General features: G+C 68.2%; 37 protein-coding genes. 7 read left to right on the top strand and 30 right to left on the bottom strand.

Going from position 1 to position 25,731, the window contains the following annotated elements; genetic code table 11:
- Positions 1–123: 123 nt before the first annotated feature.
- The 23 genes from ABZ267_RS32895 to rpsJ all read right to left on the bottom strand — a co-directional run bounded on the left by ABZ267_RS32895 (position 124) and on the right by rpsJ (position 12,165).
- Positions 124–786, bottom strand: coding sequence for an adenylate kinase (locus ABZ267_RS32895; protein WP_356747837.1), 663 nt, complete (start codon positions 784–786; stop codon positions 124–126).
- Entirely contained in the window at positions 786–2,099 is a 1,314-nt protein-coding gene (gene secY / locus ABZ267_RS32890; RefSeq protein ID WP_356747835.1) for a preprotein translocase subunit SecY, read from the bottom strand. Before secY ends, ABZ267_RS32895 begins: the two co-directional genes overlap by 1 nt.
- 380 nt (positions 2,100–2,479) lie before the next feature.
- Entirely contained in the window at positions 2,480–2,935 is a 456-nt protein-coding gene (gene rplO, locus ABZ267_RS32885; protein ID WP_326704048.1) for a 50S ribosomal protein L15, read from the bottom strand.
- Position 2,936: 1 nt separating this feature from the next.
- Positions 2,937–3,119, bottom strand: coding sequence for a 50S ribosomal protein L30 (gene rpmD / locus ABZ267_RS32880; RefSeq protein ID WP_015610734.1), 183 nt, complete (start codon positions 3,117–3,119; stop codon positions 2,937–2,939).
- Positions 3,119–3,724 (bottom strand): 30S ribosomal protein S5, encoded by a 606-nt coding sequence (rpsE, locus tag ABZ267_RS32875; RefSeq protein ID WP_003966944.1) that lies wholly within the window; start codon positions 3,722–3,724, stop codon positions 3,119–3,121. Before rpsE ends, rpmD begins: the two co-directional genes overlap by 1 nt.
- A 47-nt stretch (positions 3,725–3,771) precedes the next feature.
- Positions 3,772–4,155 (bottom strand): 50S ribosomal protein L18, encoded by a 384-nt coding sequence (rplR, locus tag ABZ267_RS32870; protein ID WP_018510591.1) that lies wholly within the window; start codon positions 4,153–4,155, stop codon positions 3,772–3,774.
- A 2-nt stretch (positions 4,156–4,157) separates the two neighbouring features.
- Positions 4,158–4,697, bottom strand: coding sequence for a 50S ribosomal protein L6 (gene rplF / locus ABZ267_RS32865; protein ID WP_093693506.1), 540 nt, complete (start codon positions 4,695–4,697; stop codon positions 4,158–4,160).
- Between the two features lie 21 nt (positions 4,698–4,718).
- Entirely contained in the window at positions 4,719–5,117 is a 399-nt protein-coding gene (rpsH, locus tag ABZ267_RS32860) for a 30S ribosomal protein S8 (RefSeq protein WP_205084438.1), read from the bottom strand.
- Positions 5,118–5,341: 224 nt separating this feature from the next.
- A complete protein-coding gene (locus tag ABZ267_RS32855) occupies positions 5,342–5,527 on the bottom strand; it encodes a type Z 30S ribosomal protein S14 (RefSeq protein WP_003948630.1) in 186 nt (61 codons plus the stop codon).
- Positions 5,528–5,529: 2 nt separating this feature from the next.
- The gene (gene rplE / locus ABZ267_RS32850; protein WP_003966948.1) at positions 5,530–6,087 is read right to left on the bottom strand and encodes a 50S ribosomal protein L5; all 558 of its coding nucleotides are present in this window, start codon (positions 6,085–6,087) and stop codon (positions 5,530–5,532) included.
- Positions 6,087–6,410 (bottom strand): 50S ribosomal protein L24, encoded by a 324-nt coding sequence (rplX, locus tag ABZ267_RS32845; RefSeq protein ID WP_003966949.1) that lies wholly within the window; start codon positions 6,408–6,410, stop codon positions 6,087–6,089. The genes rplE and rplX overlap by 1 nt, the downstream gene beginning before the upstream one ends.
- Positions 6,411–6,412: 2 nt before the next feature.
- Positions 6,413–6,781, bottom strand: coding sequence for a 50S ribosomal protein L14 (gene rplN / locus ABZ267_RS32840; RefSeq protein WP_003966950.1), 369 nt, complete (start codon positions 6,779–6,781; stop codon positions 6,413–6,415).
- A 105-nt stretch (positions 6,782–6,886) separates the two neighbouring features.
- Positions 6,887–7,171, bottom strand: a complete 285-nt coding sequence (gene rpsQ, locus ABZ267_RS32835) for a 30S ribosomal protein S17 (RefSeq protein ID WP_003966951.1) — start codon at positions 7,169–7,171, stop codon at positions 6,887–6,889.
- Positions 7,171–7,395: a 50S ribosomal protein L29 gene (gene rpmC, locus ABZ267_RS32830; protein ID WP_003966952.1), complete on the bottom strand. Its 225-nt coding sequence runs from the start codon at positions 7,393–7,395 to the stop codon at positions 7,171–7,173. The genes rpsQ and rpmC overlap by 1 nt, the downstream gene beginning before the upstream one ends.
- On the bottom strand, positions 7,395–7,814 hold the full coding sequence (gene rplP / locus ABZ267_RS32825; protein WP_003966953.1) for a 50S ribosomal protein L16: 420 nt from the start codon (positions 7,812–7,814) through the stop codon (positions 7,395–7,397). Before rplP ends, rpmC begins: the two co-directional genes overlap by 1 nt.
- Positions 7,815–7,819: 5 nt before the next feature.
- Positions 7,820–8,659: a 30S ribosomal protein S3 gene (gene rpsC / locus ABZ267_RS32820; protein WP_018510593.1), complete on the bottom strand. Its 840-nt coding sequence runs from the start codon at positions 8,657–8,659 to the stop codon at positions 7,820–7,822.
- On the bottom strand, positions 8,659–9,006 hold the full coding sequence (gene rplV / locus ABZ267_RS32815) for a 50S ribosomal protein L22 (RefSeq protein ID WP_004571827.1): 348 nt from the start codon (positions 9,004–9,006) through the stop codon (positions 8,659–8,661). Before rplV ends, rpsC begins: the two co-directional genes overlap by 1 nt.
- Before the next feature lie 42 nt (positions 9,007–9,048).
- Positions 9,049–9,330 carry a 30S ribosomal protein S19 gene (gene rpsS / locus ABZ267_RS32810; RefSeq protein WP_003966956.1) on the bottom strand — a complete coding sequence of 94 codons (282 nt, stop codon included), beginning with the start codon at positions 9,328–9,330 and terminating at the stop codon, positions 9,049–9,051.
- 12 nt (positions 9,331–9,342) lie between these two features.
- The gene (gene rplB, locus ABZ267_RS32805) at positions 9,343–10,179 is read right to left on the bottom strand and encodes a 50S ribosomal protein L2 (protein ID WP_003966957.1); all 837 of its coding nucleotides are present in this window, start codon (positions 10,177–10,179) and stop codon (positions 9,343–9,345) included.
- A 40-nt stretch (positions 10,180–10,219) separates the two neighbouring features.
- On the bottom strand, positions 10,220–10,543 hold the full coding sequence (gene rplW, locus ABZ267_RS32800; protein WP_356747830.1) for a 50S ribosomal protein L23: 324 nt from the start codon (positions 10,541–10,543) through the stop codon (positions 10,220–10,222).
- A complete protein-coding gene (rplD, locus tag ABZ267_RS32795; RefSeq protein WP_003966959.1) occupies positions 10,543–11,193 on the bottom strand; it encodes a 50S ribosomal protein L4 in 651 nt (216 codons plus the stop codon). The genes rplW and rplD overlap by 1 nt, the downstream gene beginning before the upstream one ends.
- A 4-nt stretch (positions 11,194–11,197) precedes the next feature.
- Complete coding sequence (rplC, locus tag ABZ267_RS32790; protein WP_003966960.1) at positions 11,198–11,842, bottom strand: 50S ribosomal protein L3; 645 nt, start codon at positions 11,840–11,842, stop codon at positions 11,198–11,200.
- Between the two features lie 14 nt (positions 11,843–11,856).
- Positions 11,857–12,165, bottom strand: coding sequence for a 30S ribosomal protein S10 (gene rpsJ / locus ABZ267_RS32785; protein ID WP_003948644.1), 309 nt, complete (start codon positions 12,163–12,165; stop codon positions 11,857–11,859).
- 682 nt (positions 12,166–12,847) lie between these two features.
- Between rpsJ and ABZ267_RS32780 the strand changes: the two genes are divergently transcribed.
- A complete protein-coding gene (locus ABZ267_RS32780; protein ID WP_356747887.1) occupies positions 12,848–14,872 on the top strand; it encodes a PIG-L family deacetylase in 2,025 nt (674 codons plus the stop codon).
- Positions 14,873–15,045: 173 nt separating this feature from the next.
- On the top strand, positions 15,046–15,771 hold the full coding sequence (locus tag ABZ267_RS32775) for a trypsin-like serine protease (RefSeq protein ID WP_356747828.1): 726 nt from the start codon (positions 15,046–15,048) through the stop codon (positions 15,769–15,771).
- Positions 15,772–15,892: 121 nt separating this feature from the next.
- On the opposite strand, the gene ABZ267_RS32770 is transcribed toward ABZ267_RS32775, so the two are convergent.
- Positions 15,893–16,495 (bottom strand): response regulator transcription factor, encoded by a 603-nt coding sequence (locus ABZ267_RS32770; protein WP_356747826.1) that lies wholly within the window; start codon positions 16,493–16,495, stop codon positions 15,893–15,895.
- Positions 16,496–16,579: 84 nt separating this feature from the next.
- Here ABZ267_RS32770 and ABZ267_RS32765 point away from each other — a divergent pair, with 84 nt between their 5' ends.
- Positions 16,580–17,347 (top strand): ATP-binding protein, encoded by a 768-nt coding sequence (locus ABZ267_RS32765; protein ID WP_356747824.1) that lies wholly within the window; start codon positions 16,580–16,582, stop codon positions 17,345–17,347.
- A gap of 96 nt (positions 17,348–17,443) precedes the next feature.
- Here the strand turns inward: ABZ267_RS32765 and tuf are convergent, their stop codons facing one another.
- The 5 genes from tuf to ABZ267_RS32740 all read right to left on the bottom strand — a co-directional run bounded on the left by tuf (position 17,444) and on the right by ABZ267_RS32740 (position 22,518).
- On the bottom strand, positions 17,444–18,637 hold the full coding sequence (tuf, locus tag ABZ267_RS32760) for an elongation factor Tu (RefSeq protein WP_007445914.1): 1,194 nt from the start codon (positions 18,635–18,637) through the stop codon (positions 17,444–17,446).
- A 157-nt stretch (positions 18,638–18,794) separates the two neighbouring features.
- Positions 18,795–20,924, bottom strand: coding sequence for an elongation factor G (gene fusA, locus ABZ267_RS32755; protein ID WP_324796169.1), 2,130 nt, complete (start codon positions 20,922–20,924; stop codon positions 18,795–18,797).
- A gap of 38 nt (positions 20,925–20,962) precedes the next feature.
- The gene (rpsG, locus tag ABZ267_RS32750) at positions 20,963–21,433 is read right to left on the bottom strand and encodes a 30S ribosomal protein S7 (protein ID WP_003966970.1); all 471 of its coding nucleotides are present in this window, start codon (positions 21,431–21,433) and stop codon (positions 20,963–20,965) included.
- Between the two features lie 2 nt (positions 21,434–21,435).
- Complete coding sequence (gene rpsL, locus ABZ267_RS32745) at positions 21,436–21,807, bottom strand: 30S ribosomal protein S12 (RefSeq protein WP_003948652.1); 372 nt, start codon at positions 21,805–21,807, stop codon at positions 21,436–21,438.
- Between the two features lie 264 nt (positions 21,808–22,071).
- Complete coding sequence (locus ABZ267_RS32740) at positions 22,072–22,518, bottom strand: helix-turn-helix transcriptional regulator (RefSeq protein ID WP_356747822.1); 447 nt, start codon at positions 22,516–22,518, stop codon at positions 22,072–22,074.
- Between the two features lie 195 nt (positions 22,519–22,713).
- On the opposite strand from ABZ267_RS32740, the gene ABZ267_RS32735 reads away from it, so the two are divergent.
- Together ABZ267_RS32735 and ABZ267_RS32730 are read left to right on the top strand one after the other, a co-directional pair.
- Positions 22,714–23,466 carry a hypothetical protein gene (locus tag ABZ267_RS32735; RefSeq protein ID WP_356747820.1) on the top strand — a complete coding sequence of 251 codons (753 nt, stop codon included), beginning with the start codon at positions 22,714–22,716 and terminating at the stop codon, positions 23,464–23,466.
- The gene (locus tag ABZ267_RS32730; RefSeq protein WP_356747818.1) at positions 23,463–23,663 is read left to right on the top strand and encodes a hypothetical protein; all 201 of its coding nucleotides are present in this window, start codon (positions 23,463–23,465) and stop codon (positions 23,661–23,663) included. The genes ABZ267_RS32735 and ABZ267_RS32730 overlap by 4 nt, the downstream gene beginning before the upstream one ends.
- A 66-nt stretch (positions 23,664–23,729) precedes the next feature.
- On the opposite strand, the gene ABZ267_RS32725 is transcribed toward ABZ267_RS32730, so the two are convergent.
- Complete coding sequence (locus ABZ267_RS32725) at positions 23,730–24,041, bottom strand: hypothetical protein (RefSeq protein WP_356747816.1); 312 nt, start codon at positions 24,039–24,041, stop codon at positions 23,730–23,732.
- A 343-nt stretch (positions 24,042–24,384) separates the two neighbouring features.
- On the opposite strand from ABZ267_RS32725, the gene ABZ267_RS32720 reads away from it, so the two are divergent.
- Both ABZ267_RS32720 and ABZ267_RS32715 read left to right on the top strand, forming a co-directional pair.
- A complete protein-coding gene (locus ABZ267_RS32720) occupies positions 24,385–24,795 on the top strand; it encodes a hypothetical protein (RefSeq protein WP_019765138.1) in 411 nt (136 codons plus the stop codon).
- A 280-nt stretch (positions 24,796–25,075) separates the two neighbouring features.
- The gene (locus ABZ267_RS32715) at positions 25,076–25,684 is read left to right on the top strand and encodes a phage tail protein (protein WP_356747814.1); all 609 of its coding nucleotides are present in this window, start codon (positions 25,076–25,078) and stop codon (positions 25,682–25,684) included.
- Positions 25,685–25,731 lie beyond the last annotated feature (47 nt).

Here is a 25,731-nt window from a genome sequence, read left to right as displayed (position 1 = left end):
TCGGCTCCTCGGGGGGCGGGGGGCGGCCCCCCCCGCGCCCCCCCCACCTCTCCGGGCGCCCCCGGGGGCCGGCGGGGCCGGGGGCCCCCCCCCCCGACTGCACAGCGGTGGTACGGGTGGGGCTCAGTCCTGGTCGTCGGACTTCTGCAGAGCCGCCATGGCACGCTCGGTCACCTCGGTGACCTTGCCGAGCGCGGAGATGGTCACCACCAGGCCCTGGGCCCGGTAGTAGTCGATGATCGGCTCGGTCTGCGTGTGGTAGACCTCCAGCCGCGTCCGGACCGTCTCCTCGCTGTCGTCGTCCCGCTGGTACAGCTCGCCGCCGCAGGCGTCGCAGACGCCCTCGGTCTTCGGCGGGTTGTACGTCACGTGGAAGACGTGCGCGCTGTCGTTACGGCAGATGCGGCGGCCCGCGATCCGCTTGACGACCTCTTCCTCGGGGACCTCGAGATCGAGGACCGCGTCCAGCTTCACGCCCTCGTCCTTGAGCATCACGTCAAGGGCTTCGGCCTGGCCGACGTTCCGCGGGAAGCCGTCCAGCAGGAAGCCGTTCACGGCGTCCGACTGGCCCATGCGGTCCTTGGCCATCCCGATGGTGACTTCGTCCGGCACCAGCTGGCCTGCGTCCATGTAGGCGCGGGCCTGCTTGCCAAGGTCGGTGCCCTGGCTGATGTTGGCGCGGAAGAGGTCGCCCGTGGAGATGTGCGGAATCGACAGGTTTTGGGCAAGGTACGCAGCCTGCGTTCCCTTGCCGGCACCCGGAGGCCCGACGAGGACGATTCGCATCAGCGGAGGAACCCTTCGTAATTGCGCTGCTGGAGCTGACTCTCGATCTGCTTCACGGTTTCCAGACCCACACCCACGATGATGAGGATGCTCGTCCCGCCGAACGGGAAGTTCTGGTTCGCACCGCCGAAGCCTGCCAACGCCATCGTCGGCACCAGAGCGATCAGGCCCAGGTACAGCGAGCCCGGCCAAGTGATCCTGTTGAGCACGTAGCTCAGGTACTCGGCAGTAGGTCGACCTGCCCGGATGCCCGGGATGAAGCCACCATACTTCTTCATGTTGTCGGCGACTTCGTCGGGGTTGAACGAAATGGCCACGTAGAAGAAGGCGAAGAACACGATGAGTACGAAGTACACCGCGATGTAATACGGGTGGTCACCCGTCACGAAGTGGTCCTGGATCCAGGTGGCCCAGCCGGCGGTGGATCCGGAGAACTGGACGATCAGTGACGGGATGAAGAGCAGCGAGGAGGCGAAGATGACGGGAATCACACCCGCCTGGTTCACCTTCAGCGGGATGTACGTGGACGTACCGCCGTAGGAACGGCGTCCGATCATGCGCTTCGCGTACTGCACCGGGATGCGGCGCTGGGCCTGCTCGACGAAGACGACGAGGGCGACCATGACGAAGCCGATGAGGATGACCGTGCCGAACTCGATCCAGCCGTCGGCCAGCTTGCCGCTCTCCTTGATGGCCCACAGGGCGCCGGGGAACGTGGCGGCGATCGAGATGAACATGAGGATCGACATGCCGTTGCCGATGCCCTTGTCGGTGATGAGCTCACCGAGCCACATGACCGCGGCCGTACCGGCGGTCATGGTGATCACCATGACCAGGGTCGTGAAGATCGACTTGTCGGCGACGATCTGGCTGCCCACGGAGCAGTTCTGGAACAGCGCCCCGCTCCGGGCGGTCGCGACGAGGCCGGTGCCCTGGAGGACGGCCAGCGCCACGGTCAGATAACGCGTGTACTGCGTGATCTTCGCCGTGCCGGACTGGCCCTCCTTCTTGAGGGCTTCCAGCCGGGGAATGACGACGGTCAGCAGCTGGAGAATGATGCTGGCCGTGATGTACGGCATGATGCCGAGCGCGAAGATGGTGATCTGCAACAGGGCGCCACCGCTGAACATCTGCATCAGACCGAGCAGGCCACCCGAATCGGCCTGGTCGATGCACTGCTGCACCTTCGCGTAGTCGACCCCGGGGGCCGGGACGTGGGCCCCGAGCCGGTAGATCACGATGATGCCGAGTGTGAAGAGCAGCTTCTTGCGCAGGTCGGGCGTCTTGAACGCTCGGGCGAACGCGGTGAACACGGTGCCTCCTGCGACCCCCGCGCTATGCGTCAGAGGCGACGGGTCTGGATGGGACTGGACGGGATCGGATACAAGGCAGCCCTACATCGTAAGGAGGCCACAAAAGATTAACGGCGCCACCCTACCCGGCCCGGGACTGAGCAGGAAACACGCACTGCACACCGGTGCAACGCCTGCTCCCCGCCCCGGGCCGTGAAAGACCGGCCAAGCCACACCAATTGGGACGTGAACGACCTCGGACTCCCCCACCGCCGGTGCGGTGGACACCCGTTCAACCTTTCCTGAGCCTTTACGGTTCCCGTACAGCGCCACAAACAAGAAAAAGCCTGGCCGGCCACCTCCGAAGAGGTGGCCGGCCAGGCCCAGTTCTGTCCCGCGGCTCAGACGAGCTCGGTGACCGTACCGCCGGCGGCGGTGATCTTCTCCTTGGCGGAGCCGGAGACGGCGTCAACCGAAACCTGCAGCGCCACGGAGATCTCGCCCTGTCCGAGGACCTTGACGAGGTGGTTGTTGCGCACAGCGCCCTTGGCGACCAGACCGGCCACCGTGACCTCTCCACCCTCGGGGTAGAGCGTCGCGAGCTTGTCCAGGTTCACGACCTGGTACTCCGTGCGGAACGGGTTCTTGAAGCCCTTGAGCTTCGGGAGACGCATGTGGAGGGGCATCTGGCCACCCTCGAAGCGCTCCGGAACCTGGTAACGAGCCTTCGTACCCTTGGTACCACGGCCTGCGGTCTTACCCTTGGACGCCTCACCACGACCCACACGGGTCTTGGCGGTCTTGGCGCCCGGGGCAGGCCGGAGGTTGTGGGCCTTCAGCGGGCTGTTCTCCGCCATGTCAGTCAACCTCCTCAACCGTCACGAGGTGGCGGACGGTGTTGGCCATTCCGCGGAACTCGGGGCGGTCCTCCTTGACAACCGAGTCGTTCAGGCGCTTGAGCCCGAGCGAACGCAGGGTGTCGCGGTGGTTCTGCTTGCTGCCGATGTACGACTTCGTCTGCGTGATCTTGAGGCGAGCCATTACGCACCCGCTCCCGCACGTGCACGCAGCAGAGCCGCGGGGGCGACGTCCTCGAGCGGCAGACCACGGCGAGCCGCGATCTCCTCGGGACGCTGCAGGCCCTGGAGGGCCGCCACGGTCGCATGCACGATGTTGATCGCGTTGGACGAGCCAAGCGACTTCGACAGGATGTCGTGAACGCCGGCGCACTCGAGCACGGCACGCACCGGGCCACCGGCGATGACACCGGTACCGGGGGAAGCCGGCTTGAGCAGGACGACGCCCGCAGCCTTCTCGCCCGTGATCGGGTGAGGGATGGTGCCCTGGATGCGCGGGACCTTGAAGAAGTTCTTCTTGGCCTCTTCGACACCCTTGGCGATGGCCGCGGGAACTTCCTTGGCCTTGCCGTATCCGACACCGACGGTGCCGTCACCATCGCCCACCACGACCAGCGCGGTGAAGCTGAAGCGACGACCACCCTTCACAACCTTGGCGACGCGGTTGATCGCGACGACGCGCTCGACGTACGCGGTCTTCTCGGCGGCGCTGGCGCCACCGTCACGGCCCTTCCGGTCCCGCCGCTCGCCGCCACCGGCACCGCTTCCGCGGCGCTGGGGTCCAGCCATTGGATTTACCTCTCTCTGTTACGTCCGCTGTGCGTAGGAACCGGGGCTTAGAACTTCAGCCCGGCTTCACGGGCGGCGTCAGCCAGAGCGGCAATCCGCCCGGCGTACTGGTTACCACCGCGGTCAAACACGACGGCCTCGACGCCTGCGGCCTTGGCACGCTCGGCGACCAGGGCGCCGACCTGCTGGGCCTGGGCGCTCTTGTCACCCTCGCCACCACGGATCGAGGTGTCCAGGGTCGACGCCGACGCGAGCGTGTGGCCCGCGATGTCGTCGATGACCTGGGCCACGATGTGGCGGTTGGAACGCGTCACGACCAGACGGGGACGCTCCGGCGAACCCGACATGTGCTTGCGGACGCGGATGTGGCGGCGCTTGCGAGCAGCGCGCTTGTAAGCGTCGCCCTTGGCGATCTTCACACCGTATGCCATGGCTACTTACCAGCCTTTCCGACCTTGCGGCGGATGACCTCGCCGGCGTACTTGACGCCCTTGGCCTTGTACGGGTCGGGCTTCCGCAGCTTGCGGATGTTGGCGGCCACTTCGCCGACCTTCTGCTTGTCGATGCCCTCGACGCTGAGCTTCGTGGGCGACTCGACCTTGAAGGTGATGCCTTCCGGAGCCTCGATGAGGATCGGGTGGCTGTAGCCCAGGGCGAACTCCAGGTTGGAGCCCTTCGCCTGGACGCGGTAACCGACACCGCTGATCTCGAGCGCCTTGCTGTAACCCGTGGTCACACCGGTGATCATGTTCGCCACCAGCGTGCGGGACAGGCCGTGGAGGGCCTTGTTCTGACGCTCGTCGTTCGGGCGGGAGACGTTGAGCACGCCGTCCTCACCCTTGGAGACCTCGATCGGCGCGGCAACGGTGTGCGTGAGGGAACCCTTGGGGCCCTTCACGGCGACCGTACGGCCATCGATGGTGACGTCCACACCGGCGGGAACCTGGATGGGGAGCTTGCCGATTCGCGACATGAGCTTTCCTTCCTTTCCCGACTACCAGACGTAGGCGAGGACTTCCCCACCTACGCCCTTCTTGCCTGCCTGCTGGCCGGTCAGGAGGCCGTGGGACGTGGAGATGATCGCCACGCCCAGACCGCCGAGGACCTTCGGCAGGTTGGTGGACTTTGCGTATACACGCAGACCCGGCTTCGAAATCCGCTTGATGCCGGCGATCGAGCGCTCGCGGTTCGGGCCGAACTTCAGCTCGAGGACGAGGTTCTTGCCGACCTCGGCGTCCTCGACCTTCCAGCCGGTGATGAAGCCCTCCTGCTGGAGGATCTCCGCGATGTGCGACTTGATCTTGCTGTGCGGCATCGCGACATCGTCGTGATATGCCGAGTTCGCGTTACGCAGACGCGTGAGCATGTCTGCGATGGGATCAGTCATGGTCATGAGTTGGCCTTCGGCCTCTCTCGCCGGGGTTTCCTGTATGCGCCATCCCTCTCCCCACTCAGTGGTGGGACGGGTGCGGTGCGGGGACCTACGGCGTAGTAAGTCGGTCGTGGGCGGCAGGCGCCCAACCCTTCAAGCCTACGGCATGAAAGGACGGGCTCCTGCCGACCCAGATGCTTACCGAGAGTCTCCAGAACTTCCCTTCGCCCTAGGGCGGAGGAGAGTTACCAGGAGCTCTTGGTCACGCCCGGCAGCTCGCCACGGTGAGCCATCTCACGAAGGCACACGCGGCACAGGCCGAACTTGCGGTAGACGGAGTGGGGCCGGCCGCAGCGCTGGCAGCGGGTGTACCCGCGAACGCCGAACTTCGGCTTACGGGCGGCCTTAGCGATCAGAGCCTTCTTCGCCACGGTCAGTTCTCCTTGAACGGGAAGCCGAGGTGACGAAGGAGGGCACGACCCTCGTCGTCGTTGGTCGCCGTGGTGACCACGGTGATGTCCATGCCCCGGACCCGGTCGATCTTGTCCTGGTCGATCTCGTGGAACATGACCTGCTCCGTGAGACCGAAGGTGTAGTTGCCACGGCCGTCGAACTGCTTCGGCGACAGGCCACGGAAGTCACGGATACGCGGCAGCGCGAGCGACAGCGTACGGTCCAGGAACTCCCACATCCGGTCACCACGGAGGGTGACGTGGCAGCCGATCGGCTGGCCCTCGCGCAGCTTGAACTGCGCGATGGACTTGCGGGCCTTGGTGACGGCCGGCTTCTGACCGGTGATCGTGGTGAGGTCCTTGACGGCACCGTCGATCAGCTTGGAGTCGCGGGCGGCGTCGCCCACACCCATGTTGACCACGATCTTGACCAGACCGGGAACCTGCATGACGTTCTCGTACGAGAACTCCTCACGCAGCTTGCCGGCGATTTCCTCGCGGTAGCGCGTCTTGAGACGCGGCGCAGTGGTGGCAGTCATCAGATGTCCTCACCGGTCCGCTTGGCAACGCGGATCTTGTTGCCCTCGTCGTCAAAGCGGTAGCCGACGCGGGTGACAACCTTGTTGCCGTCCTTCTCCACGACCAGCTGAACATTGCTGACGTGGATCGGGGCCTCGGTGGTGACAATGCCACCCGTCTGCGAACCGCGAGCCGTCTGACCGGCCTTGGTGTGCTTCTTGACCCGGTTGACACCCTCGACGAGGACGCGGTCCTGAGCGGGGTAGGCCACGATGACCTTGCCCTGCTTGCCCTTGTCCTTACCGGTGATGACCTGGACCAGGTCGCCCTTCTTGATCTTCATGCTTACAGCACCTCCGGCGCGAGCGAGATGATCTTCATGAACTTCTTCTCGCGCAGCTCCCGGCCCACCGGGCCGAAGATGCGGGTGCCGCGGGGGTCGCCGTCGTTCTTCAGAATGACGGCGGCGTTCTCGTCGAAGCGGATGTACGAGCCATCCTGACGACGACGCTCCTTGACGGTGCGAACGATGACGGCCTTGACGACGTCACCCTTCTTCACGTTGCCACCGGGGATCGCGTCCTTGACGGTGGCGACGATGACGTCACCGATACCCGCGTAGCGGCGACCCGAGCCACCGAGAACACGAATGGTGAGAATTTCCTTCGCACCCGTGTTGTCGGCGACGCGCAGTCGCGACTCCTGCTGGATCACGTCTATCTCCTGATCGTCTGCCGGTTCCCGGCGGGTGCCTCTCCGCTATGGGAGAGGCACCTCACCGAGCCTGGCGGAACTGACCTGAGGGGAACCCCTCAGGAATTACTTGGCCTTCTCGAGGATCTCGACGATGCGCCAGCGCTTCGAGGCGGACAGCGGACGCGTCTCCATGATGAGGACGCGGTCGCCGACGCCGGCGGAGTTCTGCTCGTCGTGGGCCTTGAGCTTGTTCGTACGGCGGATGACCTTGCCGTACAGCGCGTGCTTCACGCGGTCCTCGACAGCGACGACGACGGTCTTGTCCATCTTGTCGCTGACGACCAGACCCTCACGGGTCTTGCGGAAACCGCGGTCGGTGTTGGTCTCAGTCACAGTCTTCTCGCTCATCAGGCGCTCTCCACCGTCTCGATGCCCAGCTCGCGCTCACGCATCAGGGTGTAGATCCGGGCGATGTCCTTACGGACGGACTTGAGCCGGCCGTGGTTCTCGAGCTGGCCCGTCGCCGCCTGGAAGCGGAGGTTGAACAGCTCTTCCTTGGCTTCGCGGAGCTTGTTGAGGAGCTCCTCGTCGCCCAGCTCGCGCAGCTCGGACGCCTTGGTACCGGCCGACATCACGACTCACCTGCCTCGCGCCGAACGATCCGGCACTTCATCGGAAGCTTGTGAGCAGCGCGGGTGAGCGCCTCACGAGCAATCTTCTCGTTCGGGTAGGACAGCTCGAACATCACCCGACCGGGCTTGACGTTCGCGATCCACCACTCGGGAGAACCCTTACCGGAACCCATGCGGGTCTCGGCAGGCTTCTTCGTCAGGGGACGGTCCGGGTAGATGTTGATCCAGACCTTGCCGCCACGCTTGATGTGACGGGTCATCGCGATACGAGCGGACTCGATCTGACGGTTCGTCACGTACGCCGGGGTCAGCGCCTGGATGCCGTACTCGCCGAACGCAACCTGCGTGCCACCCTTGGACATACCGCTGCGCTTCGGGTGGTGCTGCTTGCGGTGCTTGACCCTACGGGGGATCAGCATTTCGGTCAGGCCTCCGTTCCGGTGCTCTCAGCAGCCGGAGCAGCGGCGGCGGGGGCGTCGGCCTTGGGGGCCTCGGCTGCCGGCGACTGCTGCGGCTTACGGCCGCGACCGCCACGCTCGCCACCACGGCCGCCACCACGGCCGGCCGGGCGGTCGGTGCCGCCACGAGCCGGACGGTTGCCGGCGCGGGCCGCGGCGTTCTCGGCGCGAACCTCGGCGATGTTCTTGACGTCGCCCTTGTAGATCCAGACCTTCACGCCGATGCGGCCGAAGGTCGTCTTGGCCTCGAAGAAGCCGTAGTCGACGTTCGCGCGGAGCGTGTGCAGGGGCACGCGGCCCTCGCGGTAGAACTCCGAGCGGGACATCTCGGCGCCGCCGAGGCGACCGCCGCACTGGATCTTGATGCCCTTGGCGCCGGCCTTCATCGAGGACTGCATGCTCTTACGCATGGCCCGACGGAAGGAGACGCGGGAGGAGAGCTGCTCGGCGACGGCCTGGGCCACCAGCTGAGCGTCCACCTCGGGGTTCTTGACCTCGAGGATGTTCAGCTGGACCTGCTTGCCGGTCAGCTTCTCCAGCTCGCCGCGGATGCGATCGGCCTCGGCGCCACGGCGACCGATGACGATGCCCGGACGGGCGGTGTGGATGTCGACACGGACGCGGTCGCGGGTGCGCTCGATCTCGACCTTCGAGATGCCGGCCCGCTCCATGCCCTTCGTCATCATGCGACGAATGGCGACGTCTTCCTTGACGTAGTCCTTGTACAGCTTGTCGGCGTACCAGCGGGACTTGAAGTCCGTGGTGATGCCGAGCCGGAACCCGTGCGGGTTTACCTTCTGGCCCATTACCGGGTTCCTTCCTTGCTGCTGACGACCACGGTGATGTGGCTGGTCCGCTTACGGATCCGGTAGGCACGGCCCTGAGCACGCGGACGGAACCGCTTCAGGGTCGGGCCCTCGTCCACGTACGCCTCGCTGATGACCAGCGAAGAGGCGTCGGTGTGGTCGTAGTTGTGTGCGGCGTTGGCAATGGCGCTGTCCAGCACCTTGCCAACCGGCACGCTCGCGGCCTGCGGGGCGAAACGCAGGACCGCCTGAGCCTCCGTGGCATCCATGCCACGGATGAGGTCCACCACTCGGCGGGCCTTCATGGGCGTGACGCGGATGTACCGCGCCTGGGCCCTGGCTTCCATGGTTGTCCCTTCGGTGTAAGTCATAGTCGTTTCCACCCCGCGCTAGCGGCGCTTCGACTTCCGGTCGTCCTTGACGTGGCCGCGGAAGGTGCGAGTCGGCGAGAACTCGCCGAGCTTGTGGCCGACCATCGACTCGGTGACGAACACCGGGACGTGGATCTTGCCGTTGTGCACCGCGATGGTGTGACCCAGCATGGCCGGGACGATCATCGAGCGACGGGACCAGGTCTTGATGACGTTCTTGGTGCCTGCCTCGTTCTGTACGTCCACCTTCTTGATGAGGTGGCCGTCGACGAAGGGCCCCTTCTTGAGACTGCGCGGCATCTAAACCCGCTCCTAGCGCTTCTTGTTCGTCTTGCGGCGGCGGACGATGTACTTGTTGCTCGCCTTCTTGGGAGAACGAGTACGACCCTCCTTCTGACCCCACGGCGAGACCGGGTGACGTCCACCGGAGGTCTTGCCTTCACCACCACCGTGCGGGTGGTCAACCGGGTTCATCGCGACACCGCGGACGGTCGGGCGGACGCCCTTCCAGCGCATGCGGCCGGCCTTGCCCCAGTTGATGTTCGACTGCTCGGCGTTGCCGACCTCACCGATCGTCGCGCGGCAGCGCGCGTCGACCAGGCGGATCTCACCCGACGGCATACGAAGGTGGGCCATGGTGCCCTCCTTCGCCAGCAGCTGCACGGAGGCACCCGCGGAACGGGCGAACTTCGCGCCGCCGCCGGGCCGCAGCTCGATGGCGTGGATGGTCGTACCGACCGGGATGTTGCGCAGCGCCAGGTTGTTGCCGGGCTTGATGTCGGCGGTCGGACCGTTCTCGACACGGTCACCCTGCGACAGGCCACGGGGAGCGACGATGTAACGCTTCTCGCCGTCCGCGTAGTGCAGCAGCGCGATGCGCGCGGTGCGGTTCGGGTCGTACTCGATGTGCGCGACCTTGGCCGGCACGCCGTCCTTGTCGTGACGACGGAAGTCGATCACGCGGTAGGCGCGCTTGTGGCCACCACCCTGGTGGCGAACGGTCACACGACCGGCGTTGTTACGGCCGCCCTTGCTGTGCAGAGGGCGGACCAGCGACTTCTCCGGCGTGGACCGCGTGATCTCGACAAAGTCGGCGACGCTGGAGCCACGACGGCCCGGGGTCGTCGGCTTGTACTTGCGGATACCCATTTCTCAGTCCTCGTCCGATTCCGGACGACTCGACCCCTTATTAGGAGGTCGGGCCGCCGAAGATGTCGATACGGTCGCCCTCGGCGAGGGTCACGATGGCGCGCTTCGTGTCGGCGCGCTTGCCGAAGCCGGTGCGGGTGCGCTTGCGCTTGCCCTGCCGGTTGATCGTGTTGACCCCGGTGACCTTGACCGACCAGACCGCTTCCACGGCCTGCTTGATCTGGGTCTTGTTGGAGCCGGGCGCGACGATGAACGTGTACTTGTTCTCGTCGAGCAGCGCGTAGCTCTTCTCGGAGACCACGGGCTTGACGAGAACGTCACGCGGGTCCGAGTACGTCTTGCTGGTAACGGTCGCCTCGCTCATCAGGCGTCGCTCCCTTCGGTCTCAGCGGTCTGGGGGCCAGACACGAAGGACTCGAAAGCGGCCTGGGTGAAGACCACGTCGTCAGAGACGATCACGTCGTACGTGTTGAGCTGGCCCGGCTCCAGGATGTGCACCTGGGGCAGGTTGCGCGCGGACAGCCACGCGGCCTCGTCGGCGCGGTCGACGACCAGGAGCAGGTTCTGGCGCTCCGAGATCTTGCCGAGCAGCGTCTTGGCGGCCTTCGTGGAGGCGGCACCCTCGACCACGCCGGTGACGACGTGGATACGGGAGTGACGGGCCCGGTCGGAGAGGGCACCGCGCAGGGCGGCGGCCTTCATCTTCTTCGGGGTCCGCTGCGAGTAGTCACGCGGCTGCGGGCCGTGGACGACGCCACCACCGGCGAACTGCGGGGCGCGGGTCGAACCCTGACGGGCGCGGCCGGTGCCCTTCTGGCGGTAAGGCTTCTTGCCACCACCGCGGACTTCGCCGCGGCGCTTGGTCTTGTGCGTGCCCTGACGGGCAGCCGCCAGCTGAGCGACAACGACCTGGTGGATCAGCGGAACGCTGGTCTTCGCGTCGAAGATCTCCGCGGGGAGGTCGACGGTACCGGCCTTGTCGCCTGCCGGCGAAAGGATGTCAATGGTGCTCATTACCTCAAGCCCCCTTGGCCGCGGTACGGACCAGGACGAGGCCGCCGTTCGGACCGGGGACCGCGCCCTTGATGAGGAGCAGACCCTTCTCCGCGTCAACCGCGTGGATGGTCAGGTTCTGGGTGGTGACGCGCTCGTTACCCATACGGCCCGCCATGCGCATGCCCTTGAAGACACGCCCAGGGGTGGCGCAGCCACCGATGGAACCGGGGGAACGGTGCTTGCGCTGGGTGCCGTGCCCGGCGCCGAGGCCCTTGAAGTTGTGACGCTTCATGACACCGGCGAAGCCCTTGCCCTTGCTCTTGCCCGTGACGTCGACCTTGACGCCGGACTCGAACACCTCGGCAGTGACCTCCTGGCCCAGCGTGTACTCGCTGGCGTCAGGGGTGCGGAGCTCCACCAGGTGGCGGCGCGGGGTGACGTCGGCCTTGGCGAAGTGACCCTTGAGGGGCTTGTTCACCTTGCGCGGGTCGATCTCGCCGAAGGCGATCTGGACCGCTTCGTAGCCGTCGCTGTCGTTGGTGCGAACCTGCGTCACGACGCACGGCCCGGCCTTGACGACGGTCACCGGGACGACCCGGTTGTTCTCGTCCCAGACCTGGGTCATGCCGAGCTTCTCGCCCAGGACGCCCTTGATGTTCTTGCTCATCTCGGCCCGTCCCTTCAGAGCTTGATCTCGATGTCGACGCCCGCCGGGAGGTCGAGGCGCATCAGCGAGTCAACCGTCTTCGGCGTGGGGTCGAGGATGTCGATGAGGCGCTTGTGCGTGCGCATCTCGAAGTGCTCGCGAGAGTCCTTGTACTTGTGCGGCGACTTGATGACGCAGTACACGTTCTTCTCAGTGGGCAGCGGCACCGGGCCCGCGACCGACGCACCAGTGCGGGTCACCGTCTCGACGATCTTCTTCGCCGAGGAGTCGATGACCTCGTGGTCGTAGGCCTTGAGCCGGATGCGGATCTTCTGTCCCGCCATGGCTACTAGTAGTCCTGTCTCTCGTAACGCTCTGGAACCCGGGGGTTCTCTGGACTCCTCCTCCGACCCACGCGGTCGGGCGTGTCGCATCCCCTCTACGAAAATCTCCCGAAGGAAATCCCAACCAAGGGGGCGCGGGCCCTGGGACCGCGGAACCGGGGGCGGAACACCCACCGGGTGCCTGGCCGGCGCCCTGCATTGCTTCCCGGAAGATTCCCGTACGTCCGACCCATACAGGGCCGACGAGTACTGTGGGACTCGCTTCCGGTCCTCCCGGCGGGAGGCGCGCAGCATTGACACTCAACCGAGCAACCTGGTCAGTGTGCCATACGCGGCGCGCGCCTGGCCAATCGAGCCCAGGATCCTACCCCGGCCGAGGGATCGGTCAAACGCGGGCGCGCATCCGGCGGTGCCGAGGTGTCGTGCGAGCAGCCGTACGCATCCTCACCGGGCTCCCGCGAGGCCCCGACGGCGTGCCCCTGGTGCGCGACGCCACACCCTGGCCGGGCAACCTCTCCGCCGCGCTCTCCGTCTAACCCCGCGCAGGTGCGGCTCGACCAGCCACTGACCTGCGCGAAGAGCCAGGAGTACGCAGGACAGGGCGACCGTTCGCCCGCTGCGGGGGAAGCGGGCGGACGGAGTGCGCGGCGTGGTGGATCGACCTGTCCTGTCCCGAATACGGGTGCCCCGGCGCACGCTCCTCCTCACGGCCACCGCGACCGCCGCGCTCGCCGGATGTGCCGTACCGGCTCCGAGGCGCCGGGGTCCCGTGCCGGACCCGGCGCCCGGGCTGGCCATAACGACCACGCGCCGGGCGCGGATCATGCAGTTCCTGGCCCACCCGGACGACGACCTCTACTTCATGAACCCGGACACCCGGCAGTCGCTGGACGCCGGAACTCCGCTGGTCTGCGTGTACCTGACCGCGGGCGAGGCGGACGGCGTCAACAAGATCCCCGGCGCGCGCCGCCCGGCCGCCGACCGCGCCGCGTACTCCTCCTCCCGCCACCAGGGCCTGCGCCAGGCGTACGCCGTCCTGCTCGGCCTCGACCGCTTCACGCCCTGGGAGCGGTCGGCGCTCGCGCTGCACGGCGGCCACAGCGCCGAGGTGAACGTCCTGGTGAACGGAGTGCGCCGGGTCGAGCTGGTCTTCCTCAACACCGCGATGCACACCGGCCGGGGCCGGCTGGGGCTGCCGAGCCTCTGGCAGGACCGGCGGCTCGTGCTCCGTACCGTCGTGGCGGACAACTCTCCGGTGGGCAGGGCCGGTTCGTATACGTACGACGGTCTCATCGACGTCCTCGCCGGGCTGCTGGAGCGGTACCGGCCCACCCTCGTGCACACCCTGGACCCCGATCCGGACCTCCAGTTCAGCTCGGAGTACGAGCGGCGCCGGGACAGTGAGCAGCGCGGCTACTCCGACCACGCCGACCACACCGCGACCGGCTGCTTCGCCTGGGCGGCGCTGATCCGCTGGGCGGCGCGGGCGACGGCGGCCGGGGAGCCGGTTCCCGGGTTCGCGGTCTCCTCGTTCCGCGGCTACTACGGCCGGCACTGGCCCAAGAACCTGCCGCCGAAGGTGCTGGAGCGCAAGGCCGCCCACCTCGTCCCGTACGGCGGCTCGCCCGACTGGGAGTGCGGCAATCCGCCCGGCTGCGGCGACTACAACGTCGGCGGCGACCGTCCGCTGACCAACCGGAAAGGCTGGGTCCGCTCCACCCACCACCGCTATCCGGGCCCGCGCACCGCCGTCGCCTCCGGCCCGGACGGCCGGCTCACCGCGTACGGCGTGCTGGGCCTGCGCGCGGTGCGGTGGCGCGAGGGCGCGCCCGGCAGCGGCGTCTGGGACGCGCCGGACGACCTCGGCGGCGGCCCGCTCGCGCCGGTCCTCGGCTCTGCGGCCACGGCGGACGGGCGCCACCTGCTGTTCGGGCTGCGGTTCGCGGCGCTCGGCGGGCACGGCTCGGACAACGAGCGCGAGATCGTGGTGCTGGAGCAGCACTCGCCCGGCGGCCCCTTCCGCGCCTGGGAGGGGCTCGGCAACCCGGCGACGGGCGGCGACCACGGCCGCCGCATCGGCGTACCGGTCGCGGTCGCCGCGCCGGACGGCCGCGTCCACCTCTTCGTACGGAACGCGGAGAAGGGGCTGAGCACCCGAATACGCGAGGCGGGCAGCGGTCGTTGGGGTGCGTGGCGCGATCTGGGCGGCGGCGAGGCGCAGGACGGGCTGAGCGCGGTGGTGGACGCCTCGGGGTGCGTGCATGTGTACGCGGCCGGACACCACTCCGTACACCACTGGACCCAGGACGCGCCGGGCGCGGAGGTCACCGCCCGTACGCAGCTGACCGAGGCCCCTGTCCCCTCCCACGCACCGGCAGCCGTCGCCGCGCCGGACGGGTCGGTGGCGCTGTACTACCGGGCCGCCGCCGCTGCCGAACTCACCGTGGTGGGCGGAGAGCCGGCTCCGCGCTTCGACGGATACGGTCCGGTGGCCGCCGCCTCCTTCGCCGGCGGCCCGGTCCTGCTCGGCCGTGGCGCGGATGGCGCACTCCACCTCCGTACCGCGAAAGCCACCGCCGTACGCTCACGGGGGCCGGTCGCGCTGGACGGGCCGGCGCTCCACCTCGCGGCGGACGGAACGCCTGCGGTCGTGGGGTTCGGGCCGGACGCGGTGCCGTGGATCTGGCGTCCGGGAGCAGCTGCCTGAAGCGGCTGCCGGTAAAGGGGATACGACGCATCCGTGGCGCTACCTAAGGTTCGCCGGGGCATAACGCGGCGTTATGGGAAAGCGTTAGTACCCGGCCGATGGGTTCTTCGACACTCTAGGGCCGTCAACCCCCACAAACACGCCCCTCAGCGTGCTCCCCGAAATGAGGAACCATGCGAATAGCAAGGCTAGTTCCCGCTGCCCTCGCCGCGGCGGCCACCATCCTCGCTCTTCTCTCCCCCGCCGCCACCGCCGCACCGCAGACCCCGCTCCAGGACGCCCCGCCGCCCACCACGCAGATCATCGGCGGCGGCCAGGCGTCCAACGCGCCGTGGGCCGCGCGGCTCTTCTCGCAAGGCAGAGAGACCTGTTCGGCGACGATCATCGCGCCGACCTGGATCCTCACCGCCCGGCACTGTGTCACCGGCGGCGGTCTGTCGTTCCGCATCGGCAGCCTCGACCAGCACAGCGGCGGCGTGGTGGCCAACGGCGTCCAGACGTACAACCACAGCGCGGACATCTCGCTGGTCCGCCTGGACCGCTCCGTGCAGACCACCTACTCCCGCCTCGGCAACCCCGGTTCGGTGAGCGTCGGACAGAGCGTCCAGGTCTGGGGCTGGGGCGCCACCTCGCAGTGCGGCTCGGAGGCCAACTGCCAGTCGCGCTACCTGAAGGTCGCCAACGTGACGGTGACCGGCGGCTGCGGTGACGCGTACGGCGGCTCGGCGATCTGCGCCCGCCGCGGCAACGGCATCACCGCCGGCGGCGACTCCGGCGGCCCGATGACGGCCAACGGCATCCAGGTCGGCGTGGCCTCCACCAGCGACCGGCAGACCACGACGGCTTACACGAACGTCACCGCGTACCGCTCCTGGATCCGGTCCATCGCGGGCGTCTGACCTGCCGTCACCCCTCGGGGCGGCGGGCACCTGACCGACCCGCCGCCCCCGCAAGACCGTAGGGCCCCCTTACCTCTCCGCCCTGAGGTACCGGGGCCCTACATCCATGTGGCGCCGGACCCTACAGCCAGCCGTGGTGCGTGGCGATCCGGACGGCGTCGACCAGCGTGCGGGCGTGGAGCTTGCCGACCGCCGACGAGAGCCGGTTGCGTACGGTGCCCACGCTGAGGAACAGATCGGCGGCGATCTCGCGGGAGTGCGCGCCCTCGGCGGCGAGCCGGAGGGCCTCGGCCTCCTTGTCGGTGAGCGGGCTCGGCCCCGAGCGCTCCTCCTCCCGCATCCGGGCGTCGATGGCCCGGCCGCCCGCGGCGACCCGCCGGACGGCGTCGGCGACGCCCGCCGGAGGAGTGCTCTTGAGCAGGTAGCCGACGGCCCCGGCGGCCAGCGCCCGGCGCAGATGGCCCGGTCGGTCGAGCGCGGTGAGCATCACCGTACGACAGGAAGGCAGGCGCTCCGCGAGCCCGGCGGCGACGGTGATCCCGTCGAGACCCGGCAGGTCGATGTCGAGCAGCGCCACGTCCGGCCGCAGCCGCTCCGCCTCGGCGAGCGCGGCGGAGCCGTCCGCCGCCTGGCCGGCCGCCTCGATGCCGAGTTCGGCCGACAGGAGCACCGTCAGGCCGGACCGCACCACGTCATGGTCGTCGACCACCAACACCCTGATCACGTATTCGATTATCGCCCACGGCCCGGGCGTTCACGGTTCCGGAGGTTCGTGGCCCTCGCTCAACGGCGGCGGCCGCTGCCCCCCTTGCTGGCCACCACCGGGTTCATCGACACCGACCGGAGCGCGCTCAGCATCGCGCTCGGTACGGCGATCACCGCGAGCACCGTCTTCGCGGTGGCTCACCTGGCGCTGCTCGCGGCCCGGCTGCACAGCAGCAGGGAGCACGCGGCGCACCTGGCCGAGCAGCGGGAGCGGGCGCGGATGCAGCAGGATCTGCACGACCTGGTCGGGTCGTCGCTGGCGGCGATCACGCTCCAGGGCGAGAGCGCGCTGCGCGGCGGTTCCGCGCAGGAGCGGGCCGCGCTGACCGAGATCATCGGGCTGGCCCGGCGGCTCCACGACGACGTGCGCTCCATCAGCCGGCCGGGCGGCGGCCTCTCGCTCTCCGAGGAGCTCGCGCACGCGCAGCGGGTCCTCACCGCGTCCGGCGTGGAGGTGCGGACCGTGCTGCCGCCGCGGACCGAGGCCGCTCCGGCGGTCGTGGGCTGCCTGCGCTTCGTCCTGCGTGAGGCCGTCGGCAACGTACTCCAGCACAGCCGGGCCACGCACTGCTCGATCACTCTGCGCACGGACGGGACGGCGGTCCGGCTGACGGTCCGCAACGACGGCGCCGAGCCTGCTCCATCGGCGTCACCGGCGTCCGGACGGCACGGCACGGGGCTGGCCGGGCTCCGCGGGCGTGTCCTGGCGCTGGGCGGGGAGTTCACCGCCGGGGCCGAGGACGGGACCTTCACCCTGACGGCCACCGTGGAGCGGGCGGACGCCGCCGCGACCTCGCCTCCGTACGCCTGAGCTTCCGGACACGGCGAAGGGCCCCGCTCCTCCTGCGAGGAGCGGGGCCCTTCTTGCGGCTCGGTGAGCCACCAGGTCCAAGGACCAAGCAGAGAACTACTTGATGATCTTGGTGACCTGGCCGGCGCCCACGGTCCGGCCACCCTCACGGATGGCGAACTTCAGGCCCTCTTCCATGGCGACCGGCTGGATCAGCGAGACGTCCATGAGGGTGTTGTCACCCGGCATGACCATCTCGGTGCCCTCGGGAAGGGTCACCACGCCCGTCACGTCCGTGGTACGGAAGTAGAACTGCGGGCGGTAGTTGTTGAAGAACGGGGTGTGACGGCCACCCTCGTCCTTCGACAGGATGTAGGACTGCGCCTGGAACTCGGTGTGCGGCGTGACCGAACCCGGCTTGATGATGACCTGGCCGCGCTCGACGTCCTCGCGCTTGATGCCACGGAGGAGCAGACCGACGTTCTCACCGGCCTGGCCCTCGTCGAGCAGCTTGCGGAACATCTCGATGCCGGTGACCGTGGTGGTGGTCTTCTCGGTCTTGATACCGACGATGTCGACGGTCTCGTTGACCTTCAGGACACCACGCTCGATGCGGCCGGTGACGACCGTACCGCGACCGGTGATCGTGAAGACGTCCTCGATCGGCATGAGGAACGGCTTCTCGACGTCACGCTCGGGCTGCGGGATGGACTCGTCGACGGCCTTCATCAGGTCGAGGACGGTCTGGCCCCACTCCTTGTCGCCCTCGAGCGCCTTGAGCGCCGAGACCTTGACGACCGGGAGGTCGTCGCCCGGGAACTCGTACTCGGAGAGGAGCTCACGGACCTCGAGCTCGACGAGCTCCAGGATCTCCTCGTCGTCCACCATGTCGGCCTTGTTCAGGGCGACGACGATGTACGGAACGCCGACCTGGCGGGCCAGGAGCACGTGCTCCTTGGTCTGCGGCATCGGGCCGTCGGTGGCGGCGACGACGAGGATGGCGCCGTCCATCTGCGCCGCACCCGTGATCATGTTCTTGATGTAGTCCGCGTGACCGGGGCAGTCGACGTGCGCGTAGTGACGCGACTCCGTCTGGTACTCGACGTGCGCGATGGAGATGGTGATACCGCGCTGGCGCTCTTCGGGAGCCTTGTCGATCTGGTCAAAGGCCGAGGCCTCGTTCAGGTCCGGGTACGCGTCGTGCAGCACCTTGGTAATGGCGGCCGTGAGGGTCGTCTTACCGTGGTCGATGTGACCGATGGTGCCGATGTTGACGTGGGGCTTAGTCCGCTCGAACTTTGCCTTCGCCACTGGGGTCCTCCTGAGTGGTTCTGTACGCCTTGCTTCATCGGCGCCAGGTGATCTTTGCTGGGGTGCCGGCGCCGGGGGCATACGGCACAGTGCTCGCGCGCTGTGCCGCATGCCCGCCCGGCTCCGGTGACAAGCCTAAAGCGTGAGCTCGGGAGAGTTACTCGCCCTTGGCCTTCGCGATGATCTCCTCGGCGACGTTCCGCGGAACCTCGGCGTAGGAGTCGAACTGCATCGAGTAGCTTGCGCGACCCGAGGTCTTGCTGCGGAGGTCTCCGACGTAGCCGAACATCTCCGAGAGGGGCACGAGGCCCTTCACGACGCGAGCGCCGCTGCGCTCCTCCATGGCCTGGATCTGGCCACGGCGGGAGTTGAGGTCGCCGATGACATCGCCCATGTAGTCCTCGGGCGTGGTGACCTCGACGGCCATCATCGGCTCCAGGAGCACGGGAGAGGCCTTGCGGGCACCCTCCTTGAACGCCTGCGAACCGGCGATCTTGAAGGCGAGCTCCGAGGAGTCGACCTCGTGGTAACCACCGTCGAGAAGGGTGACGCGGACGCCGACCATCTCGTAACCGGCCAGGATGCCGAACTGCATGGCTTCCTGAGCACCCGCGTCCACCGAGGGAATGTACTCACGGGGGATGCGGCCACCGGTGACCTTGTTGACGAACTCGTAGGACGCGTCGCCACCCTCGATGGGCTCGAGAGCGATCTGCACCTTCGCGAACTGACCGGTACCACCGGTCTGCTTCTTGTGCGTGTAGTCGATGCGCTCGACGGCCTTGCGGATCGTCTCGCGGTACGCGACCTGGGGCTTGCCGACGTTCGCCTCGACGCGGAACTCGCGCTTCATGCGGTCGACGAGCACCTCGAGGTGAAGCTCGCCCATACCACCGATGATGGTCTGGCCGGTCTCCTCGTCGGAGTGCACCTGGAAGGAGGGGTCCTCCTCCGAGAGGCGCTGGATGGCGACACCCAGCTTCTCCTGGTCACCCTTGGACTTGGGCTCGATGGCGACCTGGATCACCGGCGCCGGGAAGTCCATGGACTCCAGGATGACCGGGTTCTTGTCGTCGCACAGCGTCTCACCGGTGGTGGTCTGCTTCAGGCCCATGACGGCGATGATGTCGCCGGCGCCCACCGACGCGATCTCCTCACGCTTGTTCGCGTGCATGCGGTAGATCTTGCCGATGCGCTCCTTCTTGCCCTTGACGGAGTTCAGCACCGCGGTGCCGGCCTCCAGGCGACCGGAGTAGATCCGGACGAAGGTGAGCTTGCCCAGGTGCGGGTCGCTCGCGATCTTGAACGCCAGGCCGGAGAACGGCTCGTCGTCCGAAGGCTTGCGGGCGATGACCTTCTCCGGGTCCTTGACGTCGTGGCCTTCGATGGCCTCGACGTCCAGGGGCGAAGGCAGGTAGCGCACGACCGCGTCGAGCAGGGGCTGGACGCCCTTGTTCTTGAACGCGGTGCCACAGAACACCGGGGTGACGGTGACGGAGTCGGCGCTGCCCTTGGAGGCCAGGGTGATGCGGCGGATCGCCTCGTGCAGCTGCTCCTGGGTGGGCTCGTTGCCCTCCAGGTACAGCTCCATCATGGCGTCGTCGTTCTCGGCGACGGCCTCGAGGAGCTTGCCGCGCCACTCGACGGCCGACTCCTGGAGGTTCTCCGGGATGTCGACGACGTTGTACATCTCGCCCTTGGCGGCCTCTTCGGGGTACACGAAGGCCTTCATCGACACGAGGTCGACGACGCCGGTGAAGTCCGCTTCGGCGCCGATGGGGAGCTGCATGACGATCGGGGTCGCGCCGAGGCGGTCCACGATCATCTCGACGCAACGGAAGAAGTCCGCACCGGTGCGGTCGAGCTTGTTGACGAAGCAGATACGCGGCACGCCGTAGCGGTCCGCCTGACGCCAGACGGTCTCGGACTGCGGCTCGACGCCGGCGACACCGTCGAACACGGTGACGGCGCCGTCAAGGACGCGGAGCGAACGCTCCACCTCGACGGTGAAGTCGACGTGACCCGGGGTGTCGATGATGTTGATGGTGTGGTCAACATCGTTGAGCGGCCAGTGACAGGTCGTCGCGGCGGACGTGATCGTGATGCCGCGCTCCTGCTCCTGCTCCATCCAGTCCATCGTGGCAGCGCCGTCGTGGACTTCACCGATCTTGTAGCTCACGCCGGTGTAGAAGAGGATCCGCTCAGTGGTGGTCGTCTTGCCCGCGTCGATGTGGGCCATGATCCCAATGTTGCGGACCTTGGCCAGGTCAAGCGAAGTGGTGGCCATAAGGCTCAATCTTCTCTCGGTCTCGATGGGGGTAGCGACTACCAGCGGTAGTGCGCGAAGGCCTTGTTGGACTCGGCCATCTTGTGGGTGTCCTCGCGCTTCTTGACCGAAGCGCCGAGGCCGTTGGAGGCGTCGAGCAGTTCGTTCATGAGGCGCTCGGTCATGGTCTTCTCGCGACGGGCGCGGGAGTAACCGACGAGCCAGCGCAGAGCGAGGGTGGAGGCGCGACCGGGCTTGACCTCGATCGGCACCTGGTAGGTGGCGCCACCGACACGGCGGGACTTGACCTCGAGCGAGGGCTTGACGTTCTCAAGCGCGCGCTTCAGCGTGATGACCGGGTCGTTGCCGGTCTTCTCGCGGAGGCCTTCCATGGCGCCGTACACGATCCGCTCGGCGGTGGAACGCTTGCCGTCGAGCAGGATCTTGTTGATCAGCGAGGTGACAAGAGGAGAGCTGTAGACCGGGTCGATGATGACCGGGCGCTTCGGGGCGGGGCCCTTACGAGGCATTCTTACTTCTCCTTCTTGGCGCCGTAGCGGCTGCGGGCCTGCTTGCGGTTCTTGACACCCTGGGTGTCAAGGGAGCCGCGGATGATCTTGTAACGAACACCCGGCAGGTCCTTCACACGGCCACCACGCACGAGCACGATGGAGTGCTCCTGCAGGTTGTGTCCCTCACCCGGGATGTAGGCCGTGACCTCGATGCCGGAGGTCAGACGCACACGCGCGACCTTACGGAGCGCCGAGTTCGGCTTCTTCGGGGTGGTCGTGAACACACGCGTGCAGACACCACGACGCTGGGGCGAACCCTCGAGCGCGGGCGTCTTGTTCTTCTCGACCTTGTCCTGCCGGCCCTTCCGGACCAGCTGCTGGATCGTAGGCACTACTTCTCCGGTTTCTGTGTGCCGTTCGTGAAACTAACCTGGAACATCCCGACCCACGCGGTCGGGTGTGTCGAAATACTGCTGACTACCGCCCTAGGGGCAGAAGGGCGCAGATTGCGGCGGCTACAAACGGGCTCGCGCTGCGGTTGAGGACACGCACCGGAGCCCAGGCACACCCCAGGCACAAGGCTTGAGCGTACCTACCTCACGGACCTGGGTCAAAACAAATGCCGTCCACCCCGACACGCCGGGGCGGCCCCGGGCTCAGTCGGAGGCGAGCGGGGTCCGGCGGTCGGCGGTGGCAGCCGTCGGGTCGGGGAGGAACTGGCCCGCGACCCGGACGAACATCTCGCGCCGGTCCGCCGGTACGCCGAGCGCGACGGCGGCCTCTTCGAGGGTGAGCGGACGCCCGCCCGCCATCGGCGCGCCCGTCGGCGCGGACGGCAGCGGCAGGTCCTCCTCGGTGAGCCGGCCGGAGCGGATGAGCATGTCGCGCACCGGGACCTGGAGCACCTGGGCGAGGCGCCTGGTCGTCTCCAGGTCGGGCATGCTCTGGCGCTGGAGGAGGCGGGTGATGGCGGCCCGGTGGACTCCGGCCTCGTCGGCGAGACGGGATTTGCCGCCGCCGCGTGGACTGTCGATGTCGAAGCCGCGCCGACGGATCAGTTCCTCGATCCAGGTCGCGAAGCTGTCGAGTTCGCCCGTGGTCATGGGGCACTCGCCTCCCTCCGAAGCAACCATCACACTATCGCGCTTGCGCGCAAGGAATTACCCCGTCGGCCCATACCGTTTGAGCAAAATCTGCGGAGATAAAGATTGCGCAGCCCTTCAATCCTCCTTGCGTGCGAGCGCGCAACATGTCAGTGTGCGGACTCGCAACATCTCGTGCGGGGAGAAGGGATCGCCATGAACACACCGAACGCATCCACATCGAACACGCGGACACCCGACGCCACCACGGACGCCGTGGCCGCGGACGCCGTGCTCTGGATCGAGCTGCTGCTGCGCCAGTTCCCGGAGCTGCTCACCGAGCTGGCCCCCGCCTACCACTCCCCCTCCGCCCCGCGACCGACTCCGTCCGGCACCCGCTCGGCCCCGTCCGGCTCCCGCACCTCGCCGCTCCGGCTGCACATCTCCGATGCCGTACGGGACATCACGGATGGCGTGATCGAGCTGGACGAGGCCGTCCACGACCGGCTGCGGCTGGCCCGCCCGCGCCGCGAGCAGGTGGCCGGCCGGCTGCTGCGGATCGCGGGGCTGCTCGACCGGGCCGCCGCCGACGACGTACTCCTCGAACACGTCCGGGACGAGGTCCGCCGGATGTCCCGGCGCTGCACCCGGGCCCTGGGCGGCGCCGAACCGGTGGTACGGGTGAGCGGCCGCTGCCCCTGGTGCGACTCGGTCTCGCTGCGGGCCTTCCCCGCGCGCCGCGCGGTCCTCTGCGTCAACCCGGCCTGCCGCTGCGCGGACCGGGCCTGCGAGTGCCGTACGGATCCGGCGCACCGGCACGCGTGGAGCGAGGGCGCGTGGGTGCGGCTGGCGGCGGAGTCGGGCGCCGACCTCGCGGAGCTGACGGCCTCGGCGGCGGACACGGCGCGGCGGGAGCCGGACCTCACCGCCGGCACGGCGGACACCGCGCGGCGCGAGGAGAGCCGATGACGGGCCCGGCCCCGACCCTGGTGACGGGCGCCCTGGCCGCGTACGAGGCGGGCGTGACCCCGGCGACGATCCGCAAGTGGGTCCAGCTGGGCCACCTCAGCCCGGCGGGCCGGCGGGGCCGGGCGCACACGTTCCGGCTGGAGGACGTCTTCGCGGCGGAGCGGGCGGCCCGGCGGAAGGCGCCCGGAGCGCACTGAACGGAAGAGGAGATGTGAAAGAGGGGCGGCCCGAACGGGCCGCCCCTCTTTTTGCCGCCTCCCCGGCTACTTCTCCGGCGCGTTCGCGTTCGTCATACGGAGCACCTGGGCCCCGCTCTCCGTGCCACCGGAGACCAGCGCGATCGCCTCGCCCCAGCCGCTGCGGAACCCGCGCGTCTCCGCCTCGACGGCGATTCTCGCGCCGACCTTGCCCACGACGGCGGTGAGGGTGCGGGCGACCTCCGCGGTGTACGTACCCGACTCTCCCGACTCCGCGGCCACCTCGACCGCCGCAGCCATGACATCGGCCAGCCGCTCCTGGGCACTGATCACCGGCTCACTCCCGTCCACCCGCTCCCCCGCTCCCTCGCTCCACACGCCTCGTCCCGGGCGCTTCCCGCTGCGGAACCGCCGCCTTTCGAATGCCAGTTCGATAACCGCAGACTAACGCACCGGGGGCGGGGATGCGGGAGGCGAGAACAGGCCCCACCGCACGTCGGCGAGGTGCGGGTGGTGCCGGAATCGCGCGCGGTGAAATTGCGCATCCGCGCCAACAGGTTGCGTGCTCGCACGATCTCGGTCACAATAGGTGCAGCGGCGGAGCTGCGCCCACCCTCCGGGCGCGGCTCCGCCGCCCGCGTTCCGGCCCTTCGAGCGCGCCTCGACCGCTTCGCCGGACGCCTCCATGACCACCTCCGCGAACAGGAGTGATCGCCCTGCCATGACCTCACCTCCGAGCACCTTCCCCGACGTGGAAGCCATCGTCGTGGAGCTTCTCTCCGAGCGCGCCGATCTGGCGGACGCGGTCGTGGACGAGACTCCGCCACCGGGCTTCGACGGCACGCAGAAGGCGGTGATCGTCTCCCGGCGCGGTGGCGCCTGGATCGACGACCTCCACCTGGACCAGCCGCTCATCGAGCTGGAGGCCTACGGGCCGGACAAGGCCACGGCGCACCGCCTGGCCAACTCCGCCCGGGCCGAACTGCTCGCCGCGGTCGGCCGGCGGTACGGGACGAACATCGTGATCAGCGATGTCGTCGAGTCGGACGGCCCGCGCTGGCTGCCCGAGTACCTGTACCCGGCGGCCAACCGCTACCTGTGCGTCCTACGCGTCTCGCTGCGCATCGGCTGACGCGGTACGCCGGTCCCGTACGCCTCGGACCGGTCCCGTACGCCTCGGACCGGTCCCGTACGCCTCTTTGACCGCGGTCCGTACGCCTTCGAGGCCGTACGCCCACGAAGCGGTACGCCCTGGGAGCCGTACGCCCACCACCCCGTACGGACACCGGCTCGTACGCGCCCCACAGACCAGGCCCTGCCCTCCGGCGGGGCCTTTGCCGTACCCGGTACGGCACGCACCACCCGGCACCACACCCGCCCTCTTCAGGGACCAACCACCCAAGGAGCCATCCATGGCAGGCAACAACGCCTCCGAGATCCGCGTGGCCGGAACCGGTCGCATCCTCGTCGCCGAGATCGACGCGCCGCTGCCGGAGTCCTTCTCCGACAACCCGGCGGCCGACTGGGGTCCGGCCTGGACCGACCTCGGCTACACCTCCACCGAAGGCGTGACCTTCGCCAAGAAGGACAAGCTGGACCCGGTCGAGACGTGGCAGTCCATCAGCCCGGCCCGGTTCGTCTACGCGGACCGCGACCTGACGCTGAAGTTCGCGATGCTCCAGTTCAACGAGGACACGCTGCCGTTCTTCCTCGGCGGCAAGTCCACGGACATCCGCAAGGACGGCGACGCCTCGCACGTCTTCCAGTTCGACGTGCCGGACGGCCCGACCTTCGACGAGCGGGCCCTCGGCCTGGAGTTCACCGACGGCTCGGAGGTCACGTACCGCTTCGTCATCCCGCGCGGCCAGGTGACCGCCACCGACGACATCAAGCTCGCCCGGAAGGCGGCGGCGCAGCTGGGCGTCACCTTCACCGCGCTCTCCCCGGGCGACGGCCAGGCGCTGGCCACCTTCGTCATGAAGGACGCGGCCTACACGGTGCCGACGGTCCCGGCGCCGTAACACCCGCAACACCTGCCGGGGCGGGGCCGGTTCAACCCGGCCCCGCC

The sequence above is a fragment of the Streptomyces sp. NPDC006174 genome (assembly GCF_040614075.1).
Lineage (GTDB): Bacteria > Actinomycetota > Actinomycetes > Streptomycetales > Streptomycetaceae > Streptomyces.
Note: the sequence above shows the minus strand (reverse complement) of the source record. Positions and strands in the feature narration are given on the sequence as shown.